The following is an 18,579-nucleotide window of genomic DNA, read 5'->3' on the forward strand; positions in this document are numbered from 1 at the left end:
CTCACTAGTCATAGAGATCTGATCTGGCACCAGAGTTTTTCAAGCAATCTTCCGATCAAGGCCCGCCAATGACTTCCAAGCGTAACTCCAAAGCGCCCGCCGGCATGGTTCGGGTGCGTGGCGCCCGTGAACATAACCTGAAGAACGTCGACATCGACATCCCTCGCGATGCGCTGGTGGTGTTCACCGGGGTGTCCGGTTCGGGCAAATCCTCGCTGGCATTTTCGACTCTGTACGCCGAAGCGCAGCGGCGTTACTTCGAGTCGGTGGCACCGTATGCACGACGCCTGATCGATCAGGTCGGCGTACCAGACGTCGATTCCATCGAAGGCCTGCCGCCCGCCGTGGCCCTGCAACAACAGCGCGGCACGCCGAGCACGCGTTCGTCGGTGGGCAGCGTCACCACGTTATCAAGCCTGATCCGCATGCTCTATTCCCGTGCCGGCAGTTACCCGCCGGGGCAGGCGATGCTGTACGCCGAGGATTTCTCGCCGAACACCCCGCAGGGCGCCTGCCCGCAGTGTCATGGCCTTGGCCGGGTCTACGAAGTCACCGAAGCGCTGATGGTGCCGGACCCCAATCTGACGATCCGCCAGCGCGCCGTGGCGTCCTGGCCGCTGGCGTGGCAAGGGCAGAACCTGCGCGACATCCTCGTGACCATGGGCATCGACGTCGACATCCCGTGGAAGAAGCTGCCGAAAAAGCAGCGCGACTGGATTCTCTTCACCGAAGAAACCCCGACCGTGCCGGTGTACGCCGGGCTGACCCCTGAAGAAACCCGCGTCGCCCTCAAGCGCAAAATGGAGCCGAGCTACCAAGGCACCTTCACCGGTGCGCGCCGCTACATCCTCCACACCTTCACCCACTCGCAAAGTGCGCTGATGAAGAAGCGCGTTTCGCAGTTCATGCTCGGCAGCCCTTGTCCGTTGTGTGACGGCAAACGCCTCAAGCGTGAAGCGTTGTCGGTGACCTTTGCCGGCTACGACATTGGCGAGCTGTCGCAGATGCCGTTGCTGCAAGTGGCCGAGGTGTTGCGGCCCGTCGCGGCGCAGAGTTATCTGGAGCACGCCGAAGAAACCGGCGAGACCTTGAGTCATGCGCAAACCCGCGAGGCCCGTCAGCAACGGGTGGCCCATGGCGCCAGTGGGCATTCCAGCGCGCCGGACGTGCGACACACGCCGAACCTGTCGCTGGAGAAACGTCTGGCGGCGCAACGCATTGCCGAGGATCTGCTGGAGCGGGTCAGCACGCTGACCGACCTGGGCCTCGGTTATCTGGCGCTGGAGCGCAGCACGCCGACATTGTCGTCCGGCGAGTTGCAGCGCTTGCGGCTGGCGACGCAATTGGGGTCGCAACTGTTTGGCGTGATCTATGTGCTCGACGAACCCTCGGCCGGTTTGCACCCGGCGGACGGCGAGGCGCTGTTCGAGGCTTTGCAACGGCTGAAGGCCGACGGCAATACACTGTTCGTGGTCGAGCATGATCTGGAAACCATGCGCCGCGCCGACTGGCTGATCGACGTTGGCCCGGCGGCGGGCGAGCAGGGTGGGCAGGTGTTGTACAGCGGCCCTCCGGCAGGATTGGCCGGGATTGAAGCGTCGCAGACTCGCGCTTATCTGTTTGCCGAAACCGGGCGGCCAACCCGTGCGGCACGCAAGCCGACGGCGTGGTTGAAACTGGACGGTATCACTCGCAACAACCTGAATAACCTCAGCGCTGTATTTCCGCTGGGCTGCTTCACTTCGGTGACCGGCGTGTCCGGGTCCGGCAAGTCGAGTCTGGTCAGTCAGGCGTTGCTGGAGCTGGTCGGCGCGCAACTCGGGCGGCCGACTGCCGAGGCGGAGCCTGAAGAACTCAGCCTTGAAGATGATGCGCCGCAGCTCAGCAGCGGCCAGGTCACGTCAGGGCTGGAGTCGATCAAACGGCTGGTGCAAGTCGATCAGAAACCCATCGGCCGCACGCCGCGCTCCAATCTGGCGACCTACACCGGCCTGTTCGATAACGTGCGCAAGCTGTTCGCCGCGACGCCCGAAGCCAGGGCTGCGGGCTACGACGCCGGGCAATTCTCCTTCAACGTCGCCAAGGGCCGTTGCGCCACGTGCGAGGGTGAAGGCTTTGTCAGCGTGGAATTGTTGTTCATGCCCAGCGTGTACGCGCCGTGCCCGACCTGTCATGGCGCGCGGTACGACCCGCAGACGCTGGCAATTCTTTGGGAGGGCTTGAGCATCGCGCAGGTGCTGCAATTGACCGTCGATGAGGCGGTGACGGTGTTTGCCGGGCAGCCGGGGATTCGGCGTTCTTTGGAAGTGCTGCGTGATATCGGCCTCGGGTATTTAAGGCTCGGGCAACCGGCCACGGAGCTTTCCGGCGGTGAGGCGCAGCGGATTAAATTGGCCACCGAGTTGCAGCGCAATCAGCGTGGCGCGACGTTGTATGTGCTGGATGAGCCGACTACAGGGTTGCATCCGCGCGATGTCGATCGGCTGTTGGAACAGCTGGACACGCTGGTGACGGCGGGGCATACGGTGATTGTGGTCGAGCACGAAATGCGCGTGGTTGCGCAGAGTGACTGGGTGATCGACATTGGGCCGGGAGCGGGGGATCAGGGCGGCAGGATTGTCGCCGCTGGCACGCCGCAGAAGGTTGCGGCGAGCAAGAAGAGCAAGACTGCGCCGTTTTTGGCCCGCGCCTTGAGCCGATAGGTGTATTGGCCAGGCTGACGTCTTCGTCGGAACGCCGCCCGGAGCAAGCTCGCCTATCCATATCCCGCGTGCACGCCGAACCCTGTAGGAGTGAGCCTGCTCGCGATAGCGGGGTGTCAGCCACAGATGAATTGGCTGACCTGACGCCATCGCGAGCAGGCTCACTCCTACAGTGGATCTGTGTTCGACATTAATTCCTGTGAAGCTGTGGTCAGGCGCCGTCGAGGGTGCGGCGGACTTTTTCGAGCAGTTCGCTGATCTGGAACGGCTTGACCAGCATGTCCATGCCGCTGCCCAGAAATACCTGCCGATTGATCGCCGTTTCTGCATACCCGGTCATGAACAGAATCGGCAAACCCTCACGCCAGCCCCGCGCAACATCTGCCAATTCACGGCCGCTCATGCGCGGCAAGCCGACATCGGTGAGCAGCAGGTTGATCGAAGCATCGTTCTGCAAGCGCTCCAGCGCCGTTTCGATATCCGCCGCCTGCGTGCAGCGGTAACCCGCGTCTTCCAATACTTCGGTGACGAACATGCGCACCGACGGCATGTCCTCGACGATCAACACATGCTCACCCGTGCCTTGTGGGTCGACAACCGGTGACGGCACATCAGCGCCGGTAGGATCGCTGGTGGCCGGCAACATGATCGTCACCTCGGTGCCGCGCCGCGCCACGCTGCGGATGTGTGCGTCACCCCCGGATTGGCGGGCAAAACCATAGATTGTCGACAGCCCCAACCCGGTGCCCTGGCCCAGCGGTTTGGTGGTGAAGAAGGGGTCAAACACCTTGTCGATGACATTGTGCTCAATCCCGGTGCCGTCATCGCGCACCGACAACGCCACATACGCGCCATCGGCCAGATTCGGATCACCATGGGAGTAGGCGGCATAGGTGTTGACCCAGATGTTGCCACCCGAAGGCAGCGCATCGCGAGCGTTGATCACCAGGTTGAGGACAGCGCTTTCCAGTTGCACCGGGTCGACCAGCGCAATCGCCGGTTTCGATGTCAGCTCAAGCTTGAGGTTGATCCGTTCACCGATGGTGCGCACCAGCAATTCTTCCAGCGAGCGCACCTGCTCATTGATGTCCACCGGCCGCGTATCCAGCGGTTGCTGGCGGGCAAAGGCCAGCAGACGGTGGGTCAGCGACGCGGCACTCATGGCCGAATTCAGCGCGGCCTCGGAGTAAAACTGCACCTTGTCCAGACGTTGATCGGCGACGCGTTTCTGGATCAGTTCCAGGCTGGTGATGATCCCGGTCAGCAGGTTGTTGAAGTCATGCGCGATGCCGCCAGTGAGCTTGCCCAACGCATCCATTTTCTGCACTTGCAGCAGTTGCGATTCGGCGCGCACGCGCTCGGCGACTTCCTTGGCCAATTGCGTGGTGGTGTCGTTCAGTTGCGCCAGGTGCGAGCGTTCGCGATGACGGTGCTCGGTGACGTCCTCGACAAACACCAGGCTCAACTCTGGCGTGCGATAGGGCGAAATCTGCCACTCGGTCTCGCGAAGCTCGCCGAGCACACGCATGTTCAGCGTGCCTTTCCAGCGCTCGCCATCGACCAGGCGCAGACGCAGTTCGTTGAGAATCGCGCTCTGATCGTCGGCGAAGCATTCACGCAGGGTTTGCGGGTCCTGATTGTCGAGGATCAGTTGCGCGAAAGCATGATTGCATTCGTGCACTTTCAAATGCGCATCGAGCACCGCGATAGGCGCTGAAACGTTGACGAAAATCTCGCGAAAGCGCGCCTCGCTCTCACGCAGGGCATTTTCGGTGTCGCGTACTCGCAGCAGCGTGCGCAGGGTCGCCAGCAGCACGTCGGGATCGACCGGGTGAATCAGGTAGGCGTCGGCACCGGCGTCGAGGCCGGTGATGATGTCGCCGGTCTGGATCGAGGCGGCGGACACGTGGATCACCGGCAACAACGCCGTGCGCGCGTCAGCGCGCAAAATCCGCACGATGTCGAAACCGCTCATGTCCGGCAGATTGACGTCGAGGATCAGCGCATCGAGCGGTTCGCTTTCGATCAGCGCCAGCCCATCAGTGCCGGTGCCGGCTTCCAGCACCTCATAATCGTGGCGCTCCAGGCGTCGGCGCAGGGCGTAGCGAGTGGCGACGTTGTCGTCGACGATCAACAGGCGGATGTCACGTTTCATCGACGTTCTCCAGAGCGATCGCCAGCGGAATGATCACGAAGAAGGTCGAACCGACCCCTGGCGTGCTTTCCAGCCCGACTTCACCGCCCAGCAGGGCCGCGAAGCGTTTACACAGCGACAGGCCCAGCCCGGTACCGCGCAGACGCTTCTGCAACGGCGAGTCGACCTGGGAAAAGTCCTCGAACAATGCGCCATGCAGCTCGGCAGCGATACCAATACCGGTGTCGCTCACGGCAAAACGCACTTTGTCGACGCCTTCGAGCCGCGCCGATACCCGCACTTCGCCACGGGTGGTGAACTTCAGCGAGTTGGAAATGAAGTTACGCAGGATCTGTGCGAGCTTCTTATCGTCGGTGTACAGGCGCGGCAAGCCGACCGGTTCTTCGAAGATCAGATCGACGGCGGAGGCATCGACAATCGGCCTGAACATCCCGCGCAGGGCGGAGAACAGGTCGAACATGTCGAACCACGCCGGAGAAATGGTGATGCGCCCGGCCTCGATTTTGGCCAGATCGAGCAGGTCATCGACCATGTCGCTGAGTTCGCGCGCAGCCGTGCTGACGAACGCCACCTGCTTGTGTTGTTCGGGACTGAGCGGGCCGTCGAGTTCATCGGCGAGCAGGCTGTTGATACTGAGGATCGAGCCCAATGGCGTGCGAAATTCGTGGCTCATGTACGACAGAAAACGGCTTTTCAGATCCGAGGCCTGACGCAGCTCTTCGGCCTGGGTGTCGAGTTCGGCGTACAGGGCCAGCACGCCCTGATTGGTTTCATCGAGTTCTTCGCGCAGGGCCGCGGTTTCGCTCTGCAACTGCGCGATCAGCGCGGTCTGCTCGGCGCTGCTCAGAATGGGCGACTCAGCCATGGGCGGCCTCCAGGGCAACGACCAGCACCGTTACATCGTCGCGCCCGCGACAGAAATCGCGGTGCAGGACGCTGGCTATCACGGCGGGATGACGGTGCACCAGGCCGGGGTAGTCTTGAAGGTTCCAACGGGACTGCAAGCCGTCGCTGTACATGATCAATAGATGTCCGTTCACGTGAGCATAGTCAAAGGGCCGGGCTTTCCGGTATTGCACGCCGACGATTCCCGGGTGCGAGGCCAGTCCGCGGGATTTGTCGGCGGCGATCAGGCTGGCGCCGATGTTGCCGACGCCGGCGAAGGTCAGGCGGTCGCGCCGCGCATCGAACTGGGCGAACGCGACGGCGCCACCACGGCTGCCGATCATGTCACGGTGCAGATCTTCCATCAGCATGACTGGTTCGGCGAAGGGTGTCAGGGCAAAGGTTTCGGCGCCTGCAAGACCGGCGCGTTCGGCTTCTTCGCCATGGCCCAGGCCGTCGATGATCAGCGCGCTGATGTTGCCGTCTTCATAGGCCAGGTGCCAGACATCGCCGCAGGCAGGATCGTTGTGCAGTGAGTGCTGGCTGACTCCGAAACGAATGTCCGGCGCCCGATCGGTGCGCGGATACAGTCGCGCCAACAACACCGCGCCACGGGCATCGGCGTACACATCAAACACTTCGGTCTGGCGTGATATTGAGCCAAGACCGATGCCTTGAGTGCCTCCGGTCGAGAAACCGTCGGCCAGACAAGCCTCCAGATCAAAGCCCTGCGCGCGGTCTACGGCGAGCATTTCGATGCCGAAACCATTGGCACGCGGCAACACCCTCAGGTGCATTTCACCGTGGCTGGCGTGCTTGAGTATGTTGCTGGCCAACTCTGTCGCCACCAGTGCCACGCGTCCGGCATCACGCTCATCGAAGCCATGCCGTTCGGCCAGTTGCTGCGCGGTACGCCGTGCGTAGCCGATCTGGCTGCTGTCCTCGATCGGCAGCACTTGGGTCAGGCTTGTGCCGATATTCATGTCCATCGGGTAATCGTTATTCGAGTGCCTTTGCCGGGCTCGGTGTCCAGTTCGAACTCTTCGACCAGCCGTTTGGCGCCGGTCAGGCCCAGGCCCATGCCGCTGCCGGAGGTCCAGCCATCGGTCATCGCCAGTTTCAAGTCGGGAATGCCCGGGCCTTCATCGCGGAAGGTCAGGCGCAGACCGACCTTGTGATCCTCATCGAGAATCTGCCAGTCCATGTCACCGCCGCCACCGTACACCATGGTGTTGCGTGCCAGTTCGCTGACGGCCGTGACCATTTTGGTCAGGTCGATCAGGCGCATGCCGCACTCGGTGGCGAGCTTGCGCGCGGTCTGGCGCGCGAGTACCACGTCTTGCTCGATATGGATCGGTTGAGTACCGCTACTGCGCACGGTCATTGCTGCAATACTCGTTCTCGCAGCAGTTTCATCCCTCGCTCGACATTCAGCGCGGTACTTACGCCGGGCAAGGTCATGCCGAGTTCAACCAAGGTAATCGCGACCGCTGGCTGCATTCCCACCAATACAGTTTCGGCGTCCATGATTTTCGACAGGCCGGAAATCGTGCCGATCATCCGCCCGATGAACGAGTCGACCATGTCCAGCGCCGAGATGTCGATCAACACCCCGCGCGCCGAGGTTTTACTGATGCGCTCGGACAAATCGTCCTGCAGGGTGAGGGCGAGTTGGTCGTGCATGTCGACCTGAATCGTCACCAGCAGGAAGTCGCCCATTTGTAGGATCGGGATACGTTCCATTGCTTAAGCCGTTTTGACGAAGGTGGTACCCAAACGGGTCAGCGCCAGCTTCAGCGCATCCGCCAGATTGGCCTTGGTGACTACGCCTTGCAGATCGAGGCCCAGATGCACGATGGTTTGCGCGATTTGCGGGCGCACGCCGCTGATGATGCAGTCGGCACCCATCAGGCGGATCGCCGTGACGGTTTTCAGTAGGTGCTGGGCAACCAGGGTGTCGACGGTCGGCACGCCGGTGATGTCGATGATGGCGATTTCCGAACCGGTGTCGACGATGCGCTGCAGCAGCGATTCCATCACCACTTGGGTGCGCTGCGAGTCGAGGGTGCCGATCATCGGCAGCGCCAAAACGCCGTCCCACAGCTTGACCACCGGGGTCGACAGCTCCAGCAATTCTTCCTGTTGACGCTTGATCACCGCTTCGCGGGATTTCTGGAAAGTACGGATGGTGTGCATGCCGAACGCGTCGAGCAGCTCGGAAACTTCCCAGAGTTGTTCGGCGAGCAGTGCCGGTTGTTCTTTGTAATGGGCCTGGAGCAGGTTAAACAACGGGCCTTTGAGGGCGAAGATGAAGCTGGCGGTCTGCTGCGAATCCTGACCGAGCAGGGCGCGGCTGTGGGAAAGCTTTTCGAGGAACTGACGGGTCGATTCCCAGCCCGGGGCATTGATATTGGTGCCGTTGTCGCTTTCCAGGCCGCTGACCACCAATTGCAGGAACTCGCTGGTCTGTTGCTGTACATCGTGACCTTTCAAATTACGCGTGGCACCGCTGGTTTCCAGTCCGTTGACCCATTCGCCCAGCAGTTGTGTCTGTTTGTTTTTCATCGCATCGAGTGTGCTGTTCTGCAGTGCTGCCATGTGCCTGTTGCTCCGTAGCGAATTAGGGGCCGATCGTGGAAAAATGACCGGCGCGGAATCAATGACATTTGCCGTTTGAAATAGTTGTTCGTTGCCGCGAGGATATTTTTGATCTGGCGCAAAGAACGCCCCGGTAACTTTAGTCGGCGTGGCAAGGAGTGGAGATGTTTTGAACGTTGGCGCGGGCCAGCCTTCGAATGTTCAAGGCCCGACTGGTTTCAGTCGCGCTTGCTTTGACGACCGAGGTGAACATGAACGAGCAATCGAAGCAACAACAGAATCAGTCCGCCGAACCGATCAACCGTAACGACCCGGCGATCGACCCGCAAGTGCCGGGGCAACCGGCGCCAACGCAGCAACAGGGTGATAAAGAACAGGCGCAAAGCGCTGACCCGGCGGTGGATCAGAAGAATCAGCACACGGACAACGACAATGAATTCAGTCCGGGTTTCGAGCCGAAGCCGGATCGGGCGAAGCCGGGGGAGGAGACGGATGCCGATATTGATACGGACGGCGGTTAAGATCGGCGGACATGACAAGGCCGCATCCAATGGATGCGGCCTTTTTTGTGGACAGTTATTTGCTCGGGTGTTTGGCCTGTAGCTCTTTCGCCGCAGCCAAGTGTTTTTCCAGCGCCGGGAGCATTTTCTGCGCAAACGCCTTCAATTCAGTCGCGCCCTTGACCTTGTCATCCGTCACGGTATTAGCCTGTTTCTTGAACAGCTCGATGGTTTCTTCGTGGGCTTTCACCTGATTATTGGCGTAAGCGGCATCGAACGATTCATCGCGCAGGTCGAGGATTTTTTCCTTGGCCTGTTTGACCAGCGTCGTGGTGTCCGGGACTTCGATATCGTTGGCCTTGGCAATGCTCGCCAGTTCATCGTTGGCCTTACCATGGTCAGTGATCATCATGTTGGCGAAGGCCTTGATGTCGGCAGACGCGCTTTTTTCCAGGGCCAAACGGCTGGTTTCGATTTCGGCAATGCCACCGGCGGCCGCGTTATCGACAAAGTCATTGTCAGTGGCGGCGAAAGCGCTGCCCATGCCGGTGCTCAAAGCGACAGCCAAAAACAGATGACGCAGGTTGAATCCGTCCATTGGTGTATCTCCACGCAGGTTTTTATGGGTGTTATGCAATGGAGGCAACGCGGCGAATAAAGGTTTTATCGCATTTGCGACAGGGCGACGAACGGGCACCGCTGGTCTGACAGGTGGTCGACAGAACCGTCCAACCAAGGCCATTCTGATACTTGGCCCGCGCAATCGGTCGCGTTGGCCAGCCGATCAACTGACGGAGGTGTTCCATGCCGGTTTCCCATGACCTGTTTCAGGACTTGAGTTGCACAAAGGAAGAGATCCAGCAAAAACGCACCCAGGATCCACGACTGGATTCACTGATCAACAAGTATTCCCAGGCTGACGCCGACGTGGTCAAGGCCGAAACGGCCACATCGGATGCCCCCAGCGACGACACACTGAAAAAACTCAAAGAGAAGCGTCTGAAGGTCAAGGACGAGATCGTCAGCCATTTACAAATATCGTCGTGATCCACGTTTGATCCGCCGACCTGCGGTTGCGGATTGACGGGAACGACAGCCACGACCGGCACCTCGAATGTTCAGAGTCTTCAATCAGCGACTCTTTGCGAGGTGCCTTATGAACGATCCCAAATTTCCCAGTGAAGAGCAGGGCGCTTTTGACCCGGTTCCGACGCATCCCGAGCCTAATAGCCCGGCGCACACCACGGCCAATCCTGATGAGCCGGATGAAGAATTGCCGGAAGACGAAGATCCCGACAAGTTCGATAAATCCAGCAACTGACAGACCGCCATCGCTGGCAAGCCAGCTCCCACAGTGGAGGGTGTTGACCACAAACCCTGCGATCAACATTACCCCCTGTAGGAGTGAGCCTGCTCGCGATGAGGCCAGCCCGGTCAACATCTCATTGACTGAATCAACGCCATCGCGAGCACCGTCCGGTGTCAGTTCCATAATCCCCAGCGACAGCAAAATCTCCCACAGTGGAGGGTGTTGACCACAAAACCTGAGACCACCATTGCACCCTGTAGGAGTGAGCCTGCTCGCGATGAGGCTGGCCCGGTCAACATCCTCATTGACTGAACCAACGCCATCGCGAGCAGGCTCACTCCTACACCGTTCGGTGGTGGATCCATAATCTCCAGCGACAGCAAAATCTCCCACAGTGGAGGGTGTTGACCACAAACCCTGTGACCAACATTCCCCCCTGCAGGAGTGAGCCTGCTCGCGATGAGGCCTGCCCGGTCAACATCCTCATTGACTGAACCAACGCCATCGCGAGCAGGCTCACTCCTACACCGTCCGGTATCAGTTCCATAATCCCCAGCGACAGCAAAATCTCCCACAGTGGAGGGTGTTGACCACAAACCCTGAGACCACTATTGCCCCCTGCAGGAGTGAGCCTGCTCGCGATGAAGCCAGCCCGGTCAACATCTCATTGACTGAACCAACGCCATCGCGAGCAGGCTCACTCCTACACCGTCCGGGGGTACATCCATAATCCCGAGCGACACAAAAACCTGTGGGAGCTGGCTTGCCAGCGATGGCGTCAGTCAATCCAATACATATCCTGCGGTTTCACTTCAGCGCCGCATCCAATGGCAACCGCGCCATGTGCGTCGCCTTCAGCGAGCCGAAATACAACCACTGCCCATACTCGCGCACCGTGGTGATTGGCGAATAATTGCCGCTGCTGGTGTCTTGCAGATTGGCGATCACCTTGCCGTCCAGATCCAGCCCCAGCACAAACCCGCGTTTCTCCACCGGTTTGGGCAATACCGTCAGTGACCGCGCGATCATCTTGCGCACGAACGGATGCCCGGCCGTACCATCCAGCAGCGGCGTACGTGGCGCATACAGCGCGACCCAAAACCGCTTGCTGCCATTGAACGCCAGGTTGTCCGGCAGCCCGGGGAGGTTGTCGATGAACAGGTCATGCGTGCCGGCCTTGGGGCCGGTCAGCCAGTAACGACTGATGCGGTAGGCACCTGTTTCGTTGACCAATACATAGGCGTCATCCGGGCCGAGGGTCACGCCGTTGGCAAACTGCAGTTTGTCCAGCAGAACACTGGTTTTGCCGCTCTGGAAGTCATAGCGCAGCAGACGGCCATCGCCGCCGTGTTCGATGATCGCCTCGCCGTCGTGCCCGTAGCCCCAACGGCTGGAAGCATCGCTGAAGTAGGCGTAGTGCCCGGACTGGTCGATGGCGACATCATCGGTGAAACCGAACGCCACGCCATTGGCCTCCGTGGTCAATGGGATCAGGCGGCCCTGCGCGTCGAGCGAGAGCAAGCCCTTGACCGCGTCGGCGATCACCAGCAGACCGTTCGGATGCCGCGCCAGTCCCAGCGGCCGCCCGCCCGTATCCGCCAGCACCTGGCGCGCCTTGCCGTCGAGGCTGGTGCGGATCAGTCGGCCGTCGTGCAGCCCGGTGATCAAGAAGTCTTCCTCCAGCAACAACGCCTCAGGCCCTTCAATGTCGCTCGGCCCGACCTGTGCCGTGCCTTTGAGTCGCTGGTTTTCGGCATACAGCCCAGCGGTCAGCGAGGGCGCTGGCTGGGGTGTCCAAGCGACCGGTTCGACTTTGGTGGGCATCAGCAGCAAAAAGGCGATGACGATGACGATCAGCAGCAGAAAAATGTGCCGCAGCTTCATGCGCTCGCCCTCGCTGACAGCGAGTACTGCGCTGCCATATCGCGCAACGCCAGCATTGAAGCGGCCGATTCGCGCTCGATGCGCCGTTTGAGTAGTAACCGGTTGGCAATGCGCATGCCCAAGCCCTCGAAACGGTAGTCGAGGGTGCGAACAAACCGTGTAGCGCTGGCATCCCCTGAACATTCATACGTCAGCAGCAGTGACAGACCATGATCGCCTTGGGCGCGTGCGCACCAGCGCCGGCCAGGCAAATATTCGGTGACATCCCAACGCAAGTGACCCGCACGCCCGCCGGCATGAATATCCTCCTCGAAGTGCGCGCCGGCGTGGAGCGGGCCTTGCGCGCCGTCGATCTTCAGCGACGACGGATGCCATTCTGGCCAGCGGCTGACGCTGGCGGCGTAGGCGAGGACGGCGATCGGCTCGCCGGCGATATCGATCTGGTGCTGCATGCGGGTCATGGGCATTCTCGAATAGCTCAAGGGGCTGGCTTCGGGCTCCCAGTACAGGGTGCCGAACAGGTAATCCATCAACGGCAAAACGATATTGAAATTGCGCTCCTGCATGCGCTCGCGCCGGTGATGCAGCTCGTGCAGGCGGCGCATCTGGCGGATCCACGGCAAGCGGGCCAGCGGGTTGTTCGGCGGCAGATGCTCACAGGCGTGAAACACCTCATACGTCAGGTAACCGAGCACCATGCAACCGCCAAACAACCCGGCCACGTTGGCGTTGAATTGTGCGAACAGCCACCACAAGGGCAGGGTGATGACCAGCGTGTGGATGACGATCAGCCACGCCGGAAACAGAATCACCCGCCAGTCGCGGGCGCTGTCGTAGGTCATGTGGCCGGGGGTGAAGAAGCTGTGATGATCGCCGGCGTGCCGCGCGTAGAACAGTTTAGCGAAGGCCTTTTTGTGATGGCCGAGATGGCGATGAACCATGTACACGGCAAAGTTGAAAAACAGCAACGTCAGCGGCACGGTCAGCCATTCAAGCGCGCTTGCCTGATGCACTCGGCCCCAGAACACACCAATGGCGAGCGCACCGAACAGCAGCACAAACGTGCCGTGCAGCCACGGGTTGTACAACGGATGGATCGCCGCACGGTAGCGGCTGCGAAATGCCTCGGTGGTCTGCCTCACTGCGTTCACCTGTGGGTATTGTTGTTATACCCGGCAGATTAGCCGATCCGGCGGTTTGTGCAGGTCAGACCTTGAGGTCACATGCGCCAGGATCCGGTGCAAAGCGGCCGCTTCAGCTCAACGGGTTCCAGCGTTGTGACCAGTCGTCATCGGTCCGGATCACTTCGCGCAGCAGGTCGAAGGCGTGCTGCAGCGTCGCCGAGTCGCGGTCGCGCGAATAGACCAGGTAGGTCGGGTAGCTGAATTCCGGGGCTTTGGTCACCGGTTCCAGTGCGCCGCTTTCCAGGTAGGTGCGCACGACGCGGGTGCGGAAATAGCCGCTGCCGCCGTTTTCGAGGATGTATTGCAGGGCCAGCGGGCCGAGGTTGAAACTCAGCGCAGCCTTGGCCTTTTCCGGCAGGGCGGCGTCGTGCTGCCGGCGGAAATCCGGACCCCAGTCGATGTAGACGTAGGGATCCGGGCGGTCGGGGGCGCGCACCAGAATCAGCTTCTCTTCGAGCACTTGCTCGACCTGCAGGCCCGGCCAGTATTCCGGCTGATAGACCAGCGCCGCGTCGAGCACGCCCAATTCGAGTTGGTGCAGCAGGTTTTCGCCATCGCGGATTTCCATGCGCAGCGCATGACCGGGGATTTTCTCACGCAGTTCGGCGGCCCAACTGAGCATCAGCGGGTTGCACAGGCTGACTTCGCCGCCGATGTGCAGCACGTTGTGATAACCCTCGGGCAGCGGCAGGTCACGGCGGGCGGCCTCCCAGGTCTGCACCAGTTGGTTGGCGTAGACCACGAACGCTTCGCCATTGGGCGTCAGCTTCGCCCCGGCGCGGTTGCGCACGAACAGCGTGCTGCCCAACTGGCTTTCGAGTTTCTGCACCCGAGCGGTGATCGCCGTTTGCGTGACGAACAGCTTTTGCGCGGCAGCGGCGAGACTGCCGTGGCGGACGATTTCAAGAAAGGTGCGGGCGAGGTCGATGTCCATGGGCGGGCCGGTGTTTGAAGTGCGCGCATTGTAAGTGGCCACTCGGTACCGCGTCATCGTTCATCGCTGGCAAGCCAGCTCCCACAATTTTAGAGGCGTTTTCAAAACCTGTGCCTAAACGCAAAACCCTGTAGGCGTGAGCCTGCTCGCGATGGCGTCGGTTCAGCCAATGAGGATGTTGACCGGGCGGGCCTCATCGCGAGCAGGCTCACTCCTACAGGATTTTGTGTCGCTCAGGATTATGGATCTACCCCGAACGGTGTAGGAGTGAGCCTGCTCGCGATGGCGTCGGTTCAGCCAATGAGGATATTGGCTGGGCTGGCCTCATCGCGAGCAGGCTCACGCCTACAGGATTTTGTGTCGCTCAGGATTATGGATGTACCCCCGAACGGTGTAGGAGTGAGCCTGCTCGCGATGGCGTTGGTTCAGTCAATGAGGATATTGGCTGGGCTGGCCTCATCGCGAGCAGGCTCACTCCTACAGGATTTTGTGTCGCTCAGGATTATGGATGTACCCCCGAACGGTGTAGGAGTGAGCCTGCTCGCGATGGCGTTGGTTCAGTCAATGAGGATATTGGCTGGGCTGGCCTCATCGCGAGCAGGCTCACTCCTACAGGATTTTGTGTCGCTCAGGATTATGGATGTACCCCCGAACGGTGTAGGAGTGAGCCTGCTCGCGATGGCGTCGGTTCGGTCAATGAGGATATTGACCGGGCTGGCCTCATCGCGAGCAGGCTCACGCCTACAGGGGGCAATGTTGATCACAGGGTTTGTGGTCAACACCGTCCACTGTGGGAGCTGGCTTGCCAGCGATGGGGGCATTGCAGACGCTGGAGATCAGTCAGTCAGCTCAACGTCCTGGACTCGTGCCCAGTCTTCGATCAATCGCGCCGGCGTGCCGCAGGCTTTGCGTTTGTAGACAAAGTGGCGGCATTTCTCGGCGAATTGACTGCGGTTGTAGAGCATGTCTTCCTGCATTTCTTGCAACTCGTTGGCGCGGCATTGCAGGATCAGCCGGTGATCGACCCGCGACTTGCGTTCACGCACCGCCGCGTAGGTCGGGTCGTTCAACGCACCATTGGCCCGTTGCAGCAGCCACAGGGCAAATTCATCCGGGCAACGCGGGCCGATTTCCTGGACCATGCCCAGTTGCAACGCCTGCTGGGCACTGACCGGCAAACACGCCTGGGTCAGCTGTTCGGCCATCGCCGGGCCGACCGCGCGGGGCAAACTGTAGGTCCAGTATTCCGAGCCATACAGGCCCATGCTCTTGTAATGCGGATTGAGCACGATATCGGCCCGCGCGAAGACGATGTCCGCCGCCAGCGCGAGCATCACGCCGCCCGCGCCGGCATTGCCGGTCACGCCGCTGACCACCAGTTGCCGCGCGCTGAGCAGCTCTGCGCAGACATCATCGATCGCCTGAATATTCGCCCACGCCTCTGCGCCCGGATCCTGAGCGGCCTGAATCACGTTCAGGTGCACACCGTTGGAAAAGCTGCCGCGACCGCCCTTGATCAACAGCACTTGCGTATCACGGGCCTTGGCCCAGCGCAGCGCCTCGACCAGGCGCTGGCACTGCTCGGTGCTCATCGCGCCGTTATAGAACTCCAATGTCAGCTCGCCAACATGCCCGGACTCGCGATAGGCAATCGGCTGATACGCTTCGGCGCTGAACGGCTGACTGGCGATTGACCAGTCCAGGTTCGGCACATTCGCCAGTTGCCCGGCCAGCACATGCCGTGCCGGCTGCTTGAAGGTTTCCTCGCCCGGTTGCGGTTTGCGCCGCAGGGCACCGATCCACACGCTGTGATCACCGGTGGCCACCAGCACCGCGTCGTCATGCACCGCGAGAATGTCGCCGGGCATGCCTGTGCGCGAATCCAGGTGTGCGTCGTACACGTAGTACTGACCGCCGGCCAGACTCGCCAGCACACCCGGCTGGCCGTCCGCCGCATCGATGCAGCGTTTGATAAAGCGTGCGCAGTCGTGCCATGTAAAGCTGCGATCATCCTGTTTCATGTTCGGCTGCAAGCGCCCGCGCACGGCGGGATTGCTGTAATCCAGCGGCACCGGGACAAACCCTTCGCGAAATTTTTCCACCACCTCGCGAATGCACAGCATCGCCGCGTCGCTGACCCGGCCGTTATACAACTCGGATTTGCGCAGACCCGCCGGCAGGTTGAATTCGCAGGTCGCCCAGACTGGCCCGGCGTCCATTTCTTCCACCGCTTGCAAGGCGGTCACGCCCCAGCTCGGCAGCTCGTTGGTGATTGCCCAGTCCAGCGCGCTGGCACCCCGATCGCCGACGATGCCCGGATGAATGATCACCACCGGTCGCTGGGTATTGCGCCACAGCGCCTCGGGTACGCGGTCCTTGAGGAATGGACAGATCACCAGATCGGCGGCGCTGTTTTCGATCTGTTCGCACACGGCGCTTTCATCGGTAAACAGCACAACGCTGGGTGAATGCCCGGCCTGACGCAATTCCAGCCAGGCACGTTGCGTCAGGCCGTTAAACGCTGACGACAGCAGAATGATGTTGAGCGATTGCATGGGGTCTTCCTTGAGTGGGATCAGCCGCGGGCTCCCGGTGAGCCGTCCTTGGCCTTCGATGGAGCGAGGAGATTAATCAGTGGTCGAGGCTGCGCCAGTGATCGAAGTCAACGTTGTGTCAGCCAATGTTTGCGCGGTGACGAAGCGCCTTATTCTTAAAGGTTTGCTTGTGATGTTTTTTTATTACTTCAAATGTGCGCAACCCTATTGCACAGTCGCGCCTGATCAGAGCCGGACGATCCCGGCAGAACGATGGTTTTTCGCAGCGGGTGGGACCCGTTTTCAGGGAGCAAGGCATGGGTGGACATAACCCGCATTACCAGATCATCGGGCAGATGTTCCAAAAGGACTATCGCTGGCTGTGCGCTGCCGTTAGCCGCACGCTGGGCTGCCCGCACAGTGCACAGGACATCGCCTCGGAAACGTTTCTGCGAGTATTGGCCTTGCCGGACCCGACAGCGATTCGCGAGCCCAGGGCGTTGTTGACCACCATTGCCCGGCGGTTGGTGTACGAAGGCTGGCGGCGCCAGGATCTCGAACGCGCTTATCTGCAAAGCCTGGCGCTGGCGCCAGAGCCGGTGCATCCGTCGCCGGAAGAGCGGGCGTTGGTGATCGAAGCGCTGTTGGCGGTCGATCGCTTGCTCAACGGGTTGTCGGCCAAGGCCAAAGCGGCGTTTCTCTATCATCAGCTCGACGGTCTGACCTACAGCGAGATCGGCGAGCGCCTCGGCGTGTCCACCAGTCGCGTGCAGCAATACATGGTCGAGGCGTTCAAGCGTTGCTATCAGGCGATGCAGGCATGAGGGCGGACGAAACGCTGATCGATGAAGCCGCGCAATGGATGGCGCTGTTGCAATCGGGTGACGTCAGCCTCGGCGAGCGGGCGGCGTTCGAAGCCTGGCGCACGGCCGATCCACGGCACCAGCAGATCATCGAGCAAATGGGCGGTGGCCTGAACCTGTTGCGCAATCCGAACTTGCGCGCAGTGCCGCGCAACAGTCTGCTGCACAGCCTCAATGCACCGTCGAGTCGGCGGCGATTTATCAGCGGCAGTTTGAGTGTGCTCAGCGTGGCGGTGTTGGCCGGGTTGCTCGGGCGGCGTTACGGCTGGCTGCCCGAGGCCGGAGAATTGTCGACAGGCACCGGCGAGCGACGGGATTTTGCGTTGCCGGATGGCAGTGCGTTGACCCTCAACGCGCGCAGTCGCGTGGTGCCGTTGTTCGACAGTTCGCAGCGCCTGCTGGCCTTGCGCAGTGGCGAGTTGTTGGTGGACGTGGCGAAGGACCCGTCGCGGCCGTTTGTGGTCGAGACCGAGCACGGTCGCATTCGCGCCCTCGGGACGAAATTTCTCGTGCAGCACAATGACGATTCCACACGATTGGTGATGTTGCATTCACAGGTCGAAGTGGTCACGGCCAGCGGTGCGCGGCAAGTGGTCGAGGCAGGGGAGAGTCTGCTGTTCAACGATCGCGGCATCCTGTCATTGCAGCGCAGCAATGGTCACGAAAGTGCCTGGACGCAAGGTCTTCTGGAGGTTCGCGACCGGCCGCTCAGTGAGGTGATTGACAGCTTGCGTCGCTACCGTCGCGGCATTGTGCATGTCAGCGCTGAGGTCGCCGATTTGCGCTTGAGCGGCCTCTATCCGCTGGACGACAGTGACCGCACGTTGCAGTTGCTCGAGCGCTCTTTACCGATCCGCATCCTCTGGCACAACCCCTACTGGATCAGCATCGAACCTCGCCCCAGTTAAACCCGACCGCCACCCCTGTAGGAGCTGCCGCAGGCTGCGATCTCTTGATCTTGTTTTAAAAAACAAACAGCAAAAGATCGCAGCCTGCGGCAGCTCCTACAGGGGGGGATTCTGGTTATAGGG

At 60.9% G+C, this 18,579-nt stretch carries 17 protein-coding genes; 6 read left to right on the top strand and 11 right to left on the bottom strand.

The window, feature by feature from the left end; genetic code table 11:
- The first annotated feature begins 68 nt into the window (after window positions 1–68).
- A complete protein-coding gene (locus ACQ4MY_RS11785; protein WP_440095226.1) occupies window positions 69–2,702 on the top strand; it encodes an excinuclease ABC subunit A in 2,634 nt (877 codons plus the stop codon).
- 211 nt (window positions 2,703–2,913) lie between these two features.
- Here the strand turns inward: ACQ4MY_RS11785 and ACQ4MY_RS11790 are convergent, their stop codons facing one another.
- The 6 genes from ACQ4MY_RS11790 to ACQ4MY_RS11815 are packed head-to-tail and all read right to left on the bottom strand — an operon-like array spanning window position 2,914 to window position 8,340.
- Window positions 2,914–4,857, bottom strand: a complete 1,944-nt coding sequence (locus ACQ4MY_RS11790; RefSeq protein ID WP_008084833.1) for a response regulator — start codon at window positions 4,855–4,857, stop codon at window positions 2,914–2,916.
- A complete protein-coding gene (locus ACQ4MY_RS11795; RefSeq protein ID WP_440095227.1) occupies window positions 4,847–5,722 on the bottom strand; it encodes a sensor histidine kinase in 876 nt (291 codons plus the stop codon). Before ACQ4MY_RS11795 ends, ACQ4MY_RS11790 begins: the two co-directional genes overlap by 11 nt.
- Window positions 5,715–6,725: an ATP-binding protein gene (locus ACQ4MY_RS11800; RefSeq protein WP_158830069.1), complete on the bottom strand. Its 1,011-nt coding sequence runs from the start codon at window positions 6,723–6,725 to the stop codon at window positions 5,715–5,717. Before ACQ4MY_RS11800 ends, ACQ4MY_RS11795 begins: the two co-directional genes overlap by 8 nt.
- A complete protein-coding gene (locus ACQ4MY_RS11805) occupies window positions 6,722–7,126 on the bottom strand; it encodes an anti-sigma regulatory factor (RefSeq protein ID WP_008084828.1) in 405 nt (134 codons plus the stop codon). Before ACQ4MY_RS11805 ends, ACQ4MY_RS11800 begins: the two co-directional genes overlap by 4 nt.
- Window positions 7,123–7,485, bottom strand: a complete 363-nt coding sequence (locus tag ACQ4MY_RS11810) for an STAS domain-containing protein (protein WP_034155679.1) — start codon at window positions 7,483–7,485, stop codon at window positions 7,123–7,125. The genes ACQ4MY_RS11805 and ACQ4MY_RS11810 overlap by 4 nt, the downstream gene beginning before the upstream one ends.
- 3 nt (window positions 7,486–7,488) lie before the next feature.
- Window positions 7,489–8,340 (bottom strand): STAS domain-containing protein, encoded by an 852-nt coding sequence (locus tag ACQ4MY_RS11815; RefSeq protein WP_440095228.1) that lies wholly within the window; start codon window positions 8,338–8,340, stop codon window positions 7,489–7,491.
- A gap of 251 nt (window positions 8,341–8,591) precedes the next feature.
- On the opposite strand from ACQ4MY_RS11815, the gene ACQ4MY_RS11820 reads away from it, so the two are divergent.
- The gene (locus ACQ4MY_RS11820) at window positions 8,592–8,861 is read left to right on the top strand and encodes a hypothetical protein (protein ID WP_008084825.1); all 270 of its coding nucleotides are present in this window, start codon (window positions 8,592–8,594) and stop codon (window positions 8,859–8,861) included.
- A gap of 55 nt (window positions 8,862–8,916) precedes the next feature.
- On the opposite strand, the gene ACQ4MY_RS11825 is transcribed toward ACQ4MY_RS11820, so the two are convergent.
- Window positions 8,917–9,438 (bottom strand): DUF4142 domain-containing protein, encoded by a 522-nt coding sequence (locus ACQ4MY_RS11825; RefSeq protein WP_008084823.1) that lies wholly within the window; start codon window positions 9,436–9,438, stop codon window positions 8,917–8,919.
- 206 nt (window positions 9,439–9,644) lie between these two features.
- Here ACQ4MY_RS11825 and ACQ4MY_RS11830 point away from each other — a divergent pair, with 206 nt between their 5' ends.
- Window positions 9,645–9,887: a DUF465 domain-containing protein gene (locus ACQ4MY_RS11830; RefSeq protein ID WP_008084822.1), complete on the top strand. Its 243-nt coding sequence runs from the start codon at window positions 9,645–9,647 to the stop codon at window positions 9,885–9,887.
- Window positions 9,888–9,996: 109 nt separating this feature from the next.
- Window positions 9,997–10,161: a hypothetical protein gene (locus ACQ4MY_RS11835; RefSeq protein WP_008084820.1), complete on the top strand. Its 165-nt coding sequence runs from the start codon at window positions 9,997–9,999 to the stop codon at window positions 10,159–10,161.
- Between the two features lie 795 nt (window positions 10,162–10,956).
- On the opposite strand, the gene ACQ4MY_RS11840 is transcribed toward ACQ4MY_RS11835, so the two are convergent.
- From ACQ4MY_RS11840 to ACQ4MY_RS11855, 4 genes are all read right to left on the bottom strand, one after another.
- Entirely contained in the window at window positions 10,957–12,033 is a 1,077-nt protein-coding gene (locus ACQ4MY_RS11840; protein WP_440095229.1) for an SMP-30/gluconolactonase/LRE family protein, read from the bottom strand.
- Window positions 12,030–13,175, bottom strand: a complete 1,146-nt coding sequence (locus tag ACQ4MY_RS11845; protein WP_440095230.1) for a sterol desaturase/SRPBCC family protein — start codon at window positions 13,173–13,175, stop codon at window positions 12,030–12,032. Before ACQ4MY_RS11845 ends, ACQ4MY_RS11840 begins: the two co-directional genes overlap by 4 nt.
- A gap of 112 nt (window positions 13,176–13,287) precedes the next feature.
- Entirely contained in the window at window positions 13,288–14,151 is an 864-nt protein-coding gene (locus tag ACQ4MY_RS11850; protein ID WP_008084815.1) for a LysR family transcriptional regulator, read from the bottom strand.
- An 836-nt stretch (window positions 14,152–14,987) separates the two neighbouring features.
- Window positions 14,988–16,706 carry a hydrogenase maturation protein gene (locus ACQ4MY_RS11855; protein WP_440095231.1) on the bottom strand — a complete coding sequence of 573 codons (1,719 nt, stop codon included), beginning with the start codon at window positions 16,704–16,706 and terminating at the stop codon, window positions 14,988–14,990.
- Window positions 16,707–17,002: 296 nt separating this feature from the next.
- On the opposite strand from ACQ4MY_RS11855, the gene ACQ4MY_RS11860 reads away from it, so the two are divergent.
- Both ACQ4MY_RS11860 and ACQ4MY_RS11865 read left to right on the top strand, forming a co-directional pair.
- Complete coding sequence (locus ACQ4MY_RS11860; protein ID WP_008088963.1) at window positions 17,003–17,509, top strand: sigma-70 family RNA polymerase sigma factor; 507 nt, start codon at window positions 17,003–17,005, stop codon at window positions 17,507–17,509.
- A complete protein-coding gene (locus ACQ4MY_RS11865) occupies window positions 17,506–18,456 on the top strand; it encodes a FecR domain-containing protein (protein WP_440095232.1) in 951 nt (316 codons plus the stop codon). The genes ACQ4MY_RS11860 and ACQ4MY_RS11865 overlap by 4 nt, the downstream gene beginning before the upstream one ends.
- Window positions 18,457–18,579 lie beyond the last annotated feature (123 nt).

The sequence above is a fragment of the Pseudomonas sp. SM4 genome (genome assembly GCF_051913165.1).
Taxonomy (GTDB): Bacteria; Pseudomonadota; Gammaproteobacteria; order Pseudomonadales; family Pseudomonadaceae; genus Aquipseudomonas.

Excerpts from the sequence above, each read along its gene's own strand:
- ACQ4MY_RS11785 (WP_440095226.1), top strand. The coding sequence starts at position 69 with ATGACTTCCAAGCGTAACTCCAAAGCGCCCGCCGGCATGGTTCGGGTG.
- ACQ4MY_RS11790 (WP_008084833.1), bottom strand. The coding sequence starts at position 4,857 with ATGAAACGTGACATCCGCCTGTTGATCGTCGACGACAACGTCGCCACT.
- ACQ4MY_RS11795 (WP_440095227.1), bottom strand. The coding sequence starts at position 5,722 with ATGGCTGAGTCGCCCATTCTGAGCAGCGCCGAGCAGACCGCGCTGATC.
- ACQ4MY_RS11800 (WP_158830069.1), bottom strand. The coding sequence starts at position 6,725 with ATGAATATCGGCACAAGCCTGACCCAAGTGCTGCCGATCGAGGACAGC.
- ACQ4MY_RS11805 (WP_008084828.1), bottom strand. The coding sequence starts at position 7,126 with ATGACCGTGCGCAGTAGCGGTACTCAACCGATCCATATCGAGCAAGAC.
- ACQ4MY_RS11810 (WP_034155679.1), bottom strand. The coding sequence starts at position 7,485 with ATGGAACGTATCCCGATCCTACAAATGGGCGACTTCCTGCTGGTGACG.
- ACQ4MY_RS11815 (WP_440095228.1), bottom strand. The coding sequence starts at position 8,340 with ATGGCAGCACTGCAGAACAGCACACTCGATGCGATGAAAAACAAACAG.
- ACQ4MY_RS11820 (WP_008084825.1), top strand. The coding sequence starts at position 8,592 with ATGAACGAGCAATCGAAGCAACAACAGAATCAGTCCGCCGAACCGATC.
- ACQ4MY_RS11825 (WP_008084823.1), bottom strand. The coding sequence starts at position 9,438 with ATGGACGGATTCAACCTGCGTCATCTGTTTTTGGCTGTCGCTTTGAGC.
- ACQ4MY_RS11830 (WP_008084822.1), top strand. The coding sequence starts at position 9,645 with ATGCCGGTTTCCCATGACCTGTTTCAGGACTTGAGTTGCACAAAGGAA.
- ACQ4MY_RS11835 (WP_008084820.1), top strand. The coding sequence starts at position 9,997 with ATGAACGATCCCAAATTTCCCAGTGAAGAGCAGGGCGCTTTTGACCCG.
- ACQ4MY_RS11840 (WP_440095229.1), bottom strand. The coding sequence starts at position 12,033 with ATGAAGCTGCGGCACATTTTTCTGCTGCTGATCGTCATCGTCATCGCC.
- ACQ4MY_RS11850 (WP_008084815.1), bottom strand. The coding sequence starts at position 14,151 with ATGGACATCGACCTCGCCCGCACCTTTCTTGAAATCGTCCGCCACGGC.
- ACQ4MY_RS11855 (WP_440095231.1), bottom strand. The coding sequence starts at position 16,706 with ATGCAATCGCTCAACATCATTCTGCTGTCGTCAGCGTTTAACGGCCTG.
- ACQ4MY_RS11860 (WP_008088963.1), top strand. The coding sequence starts at position 17,003 with ATGGGTGGACATAACCCGCATTACCAGATCATCGGGCAGATGTTCCAA.
- ACQ4MY_RS11865 (WP_440095232.1), top strand. The coding sequence starts at position 17,506 with ATGAGGGCGGACGAAACGCTGATCGATGAAGCCGCGCAATGGATGGCG.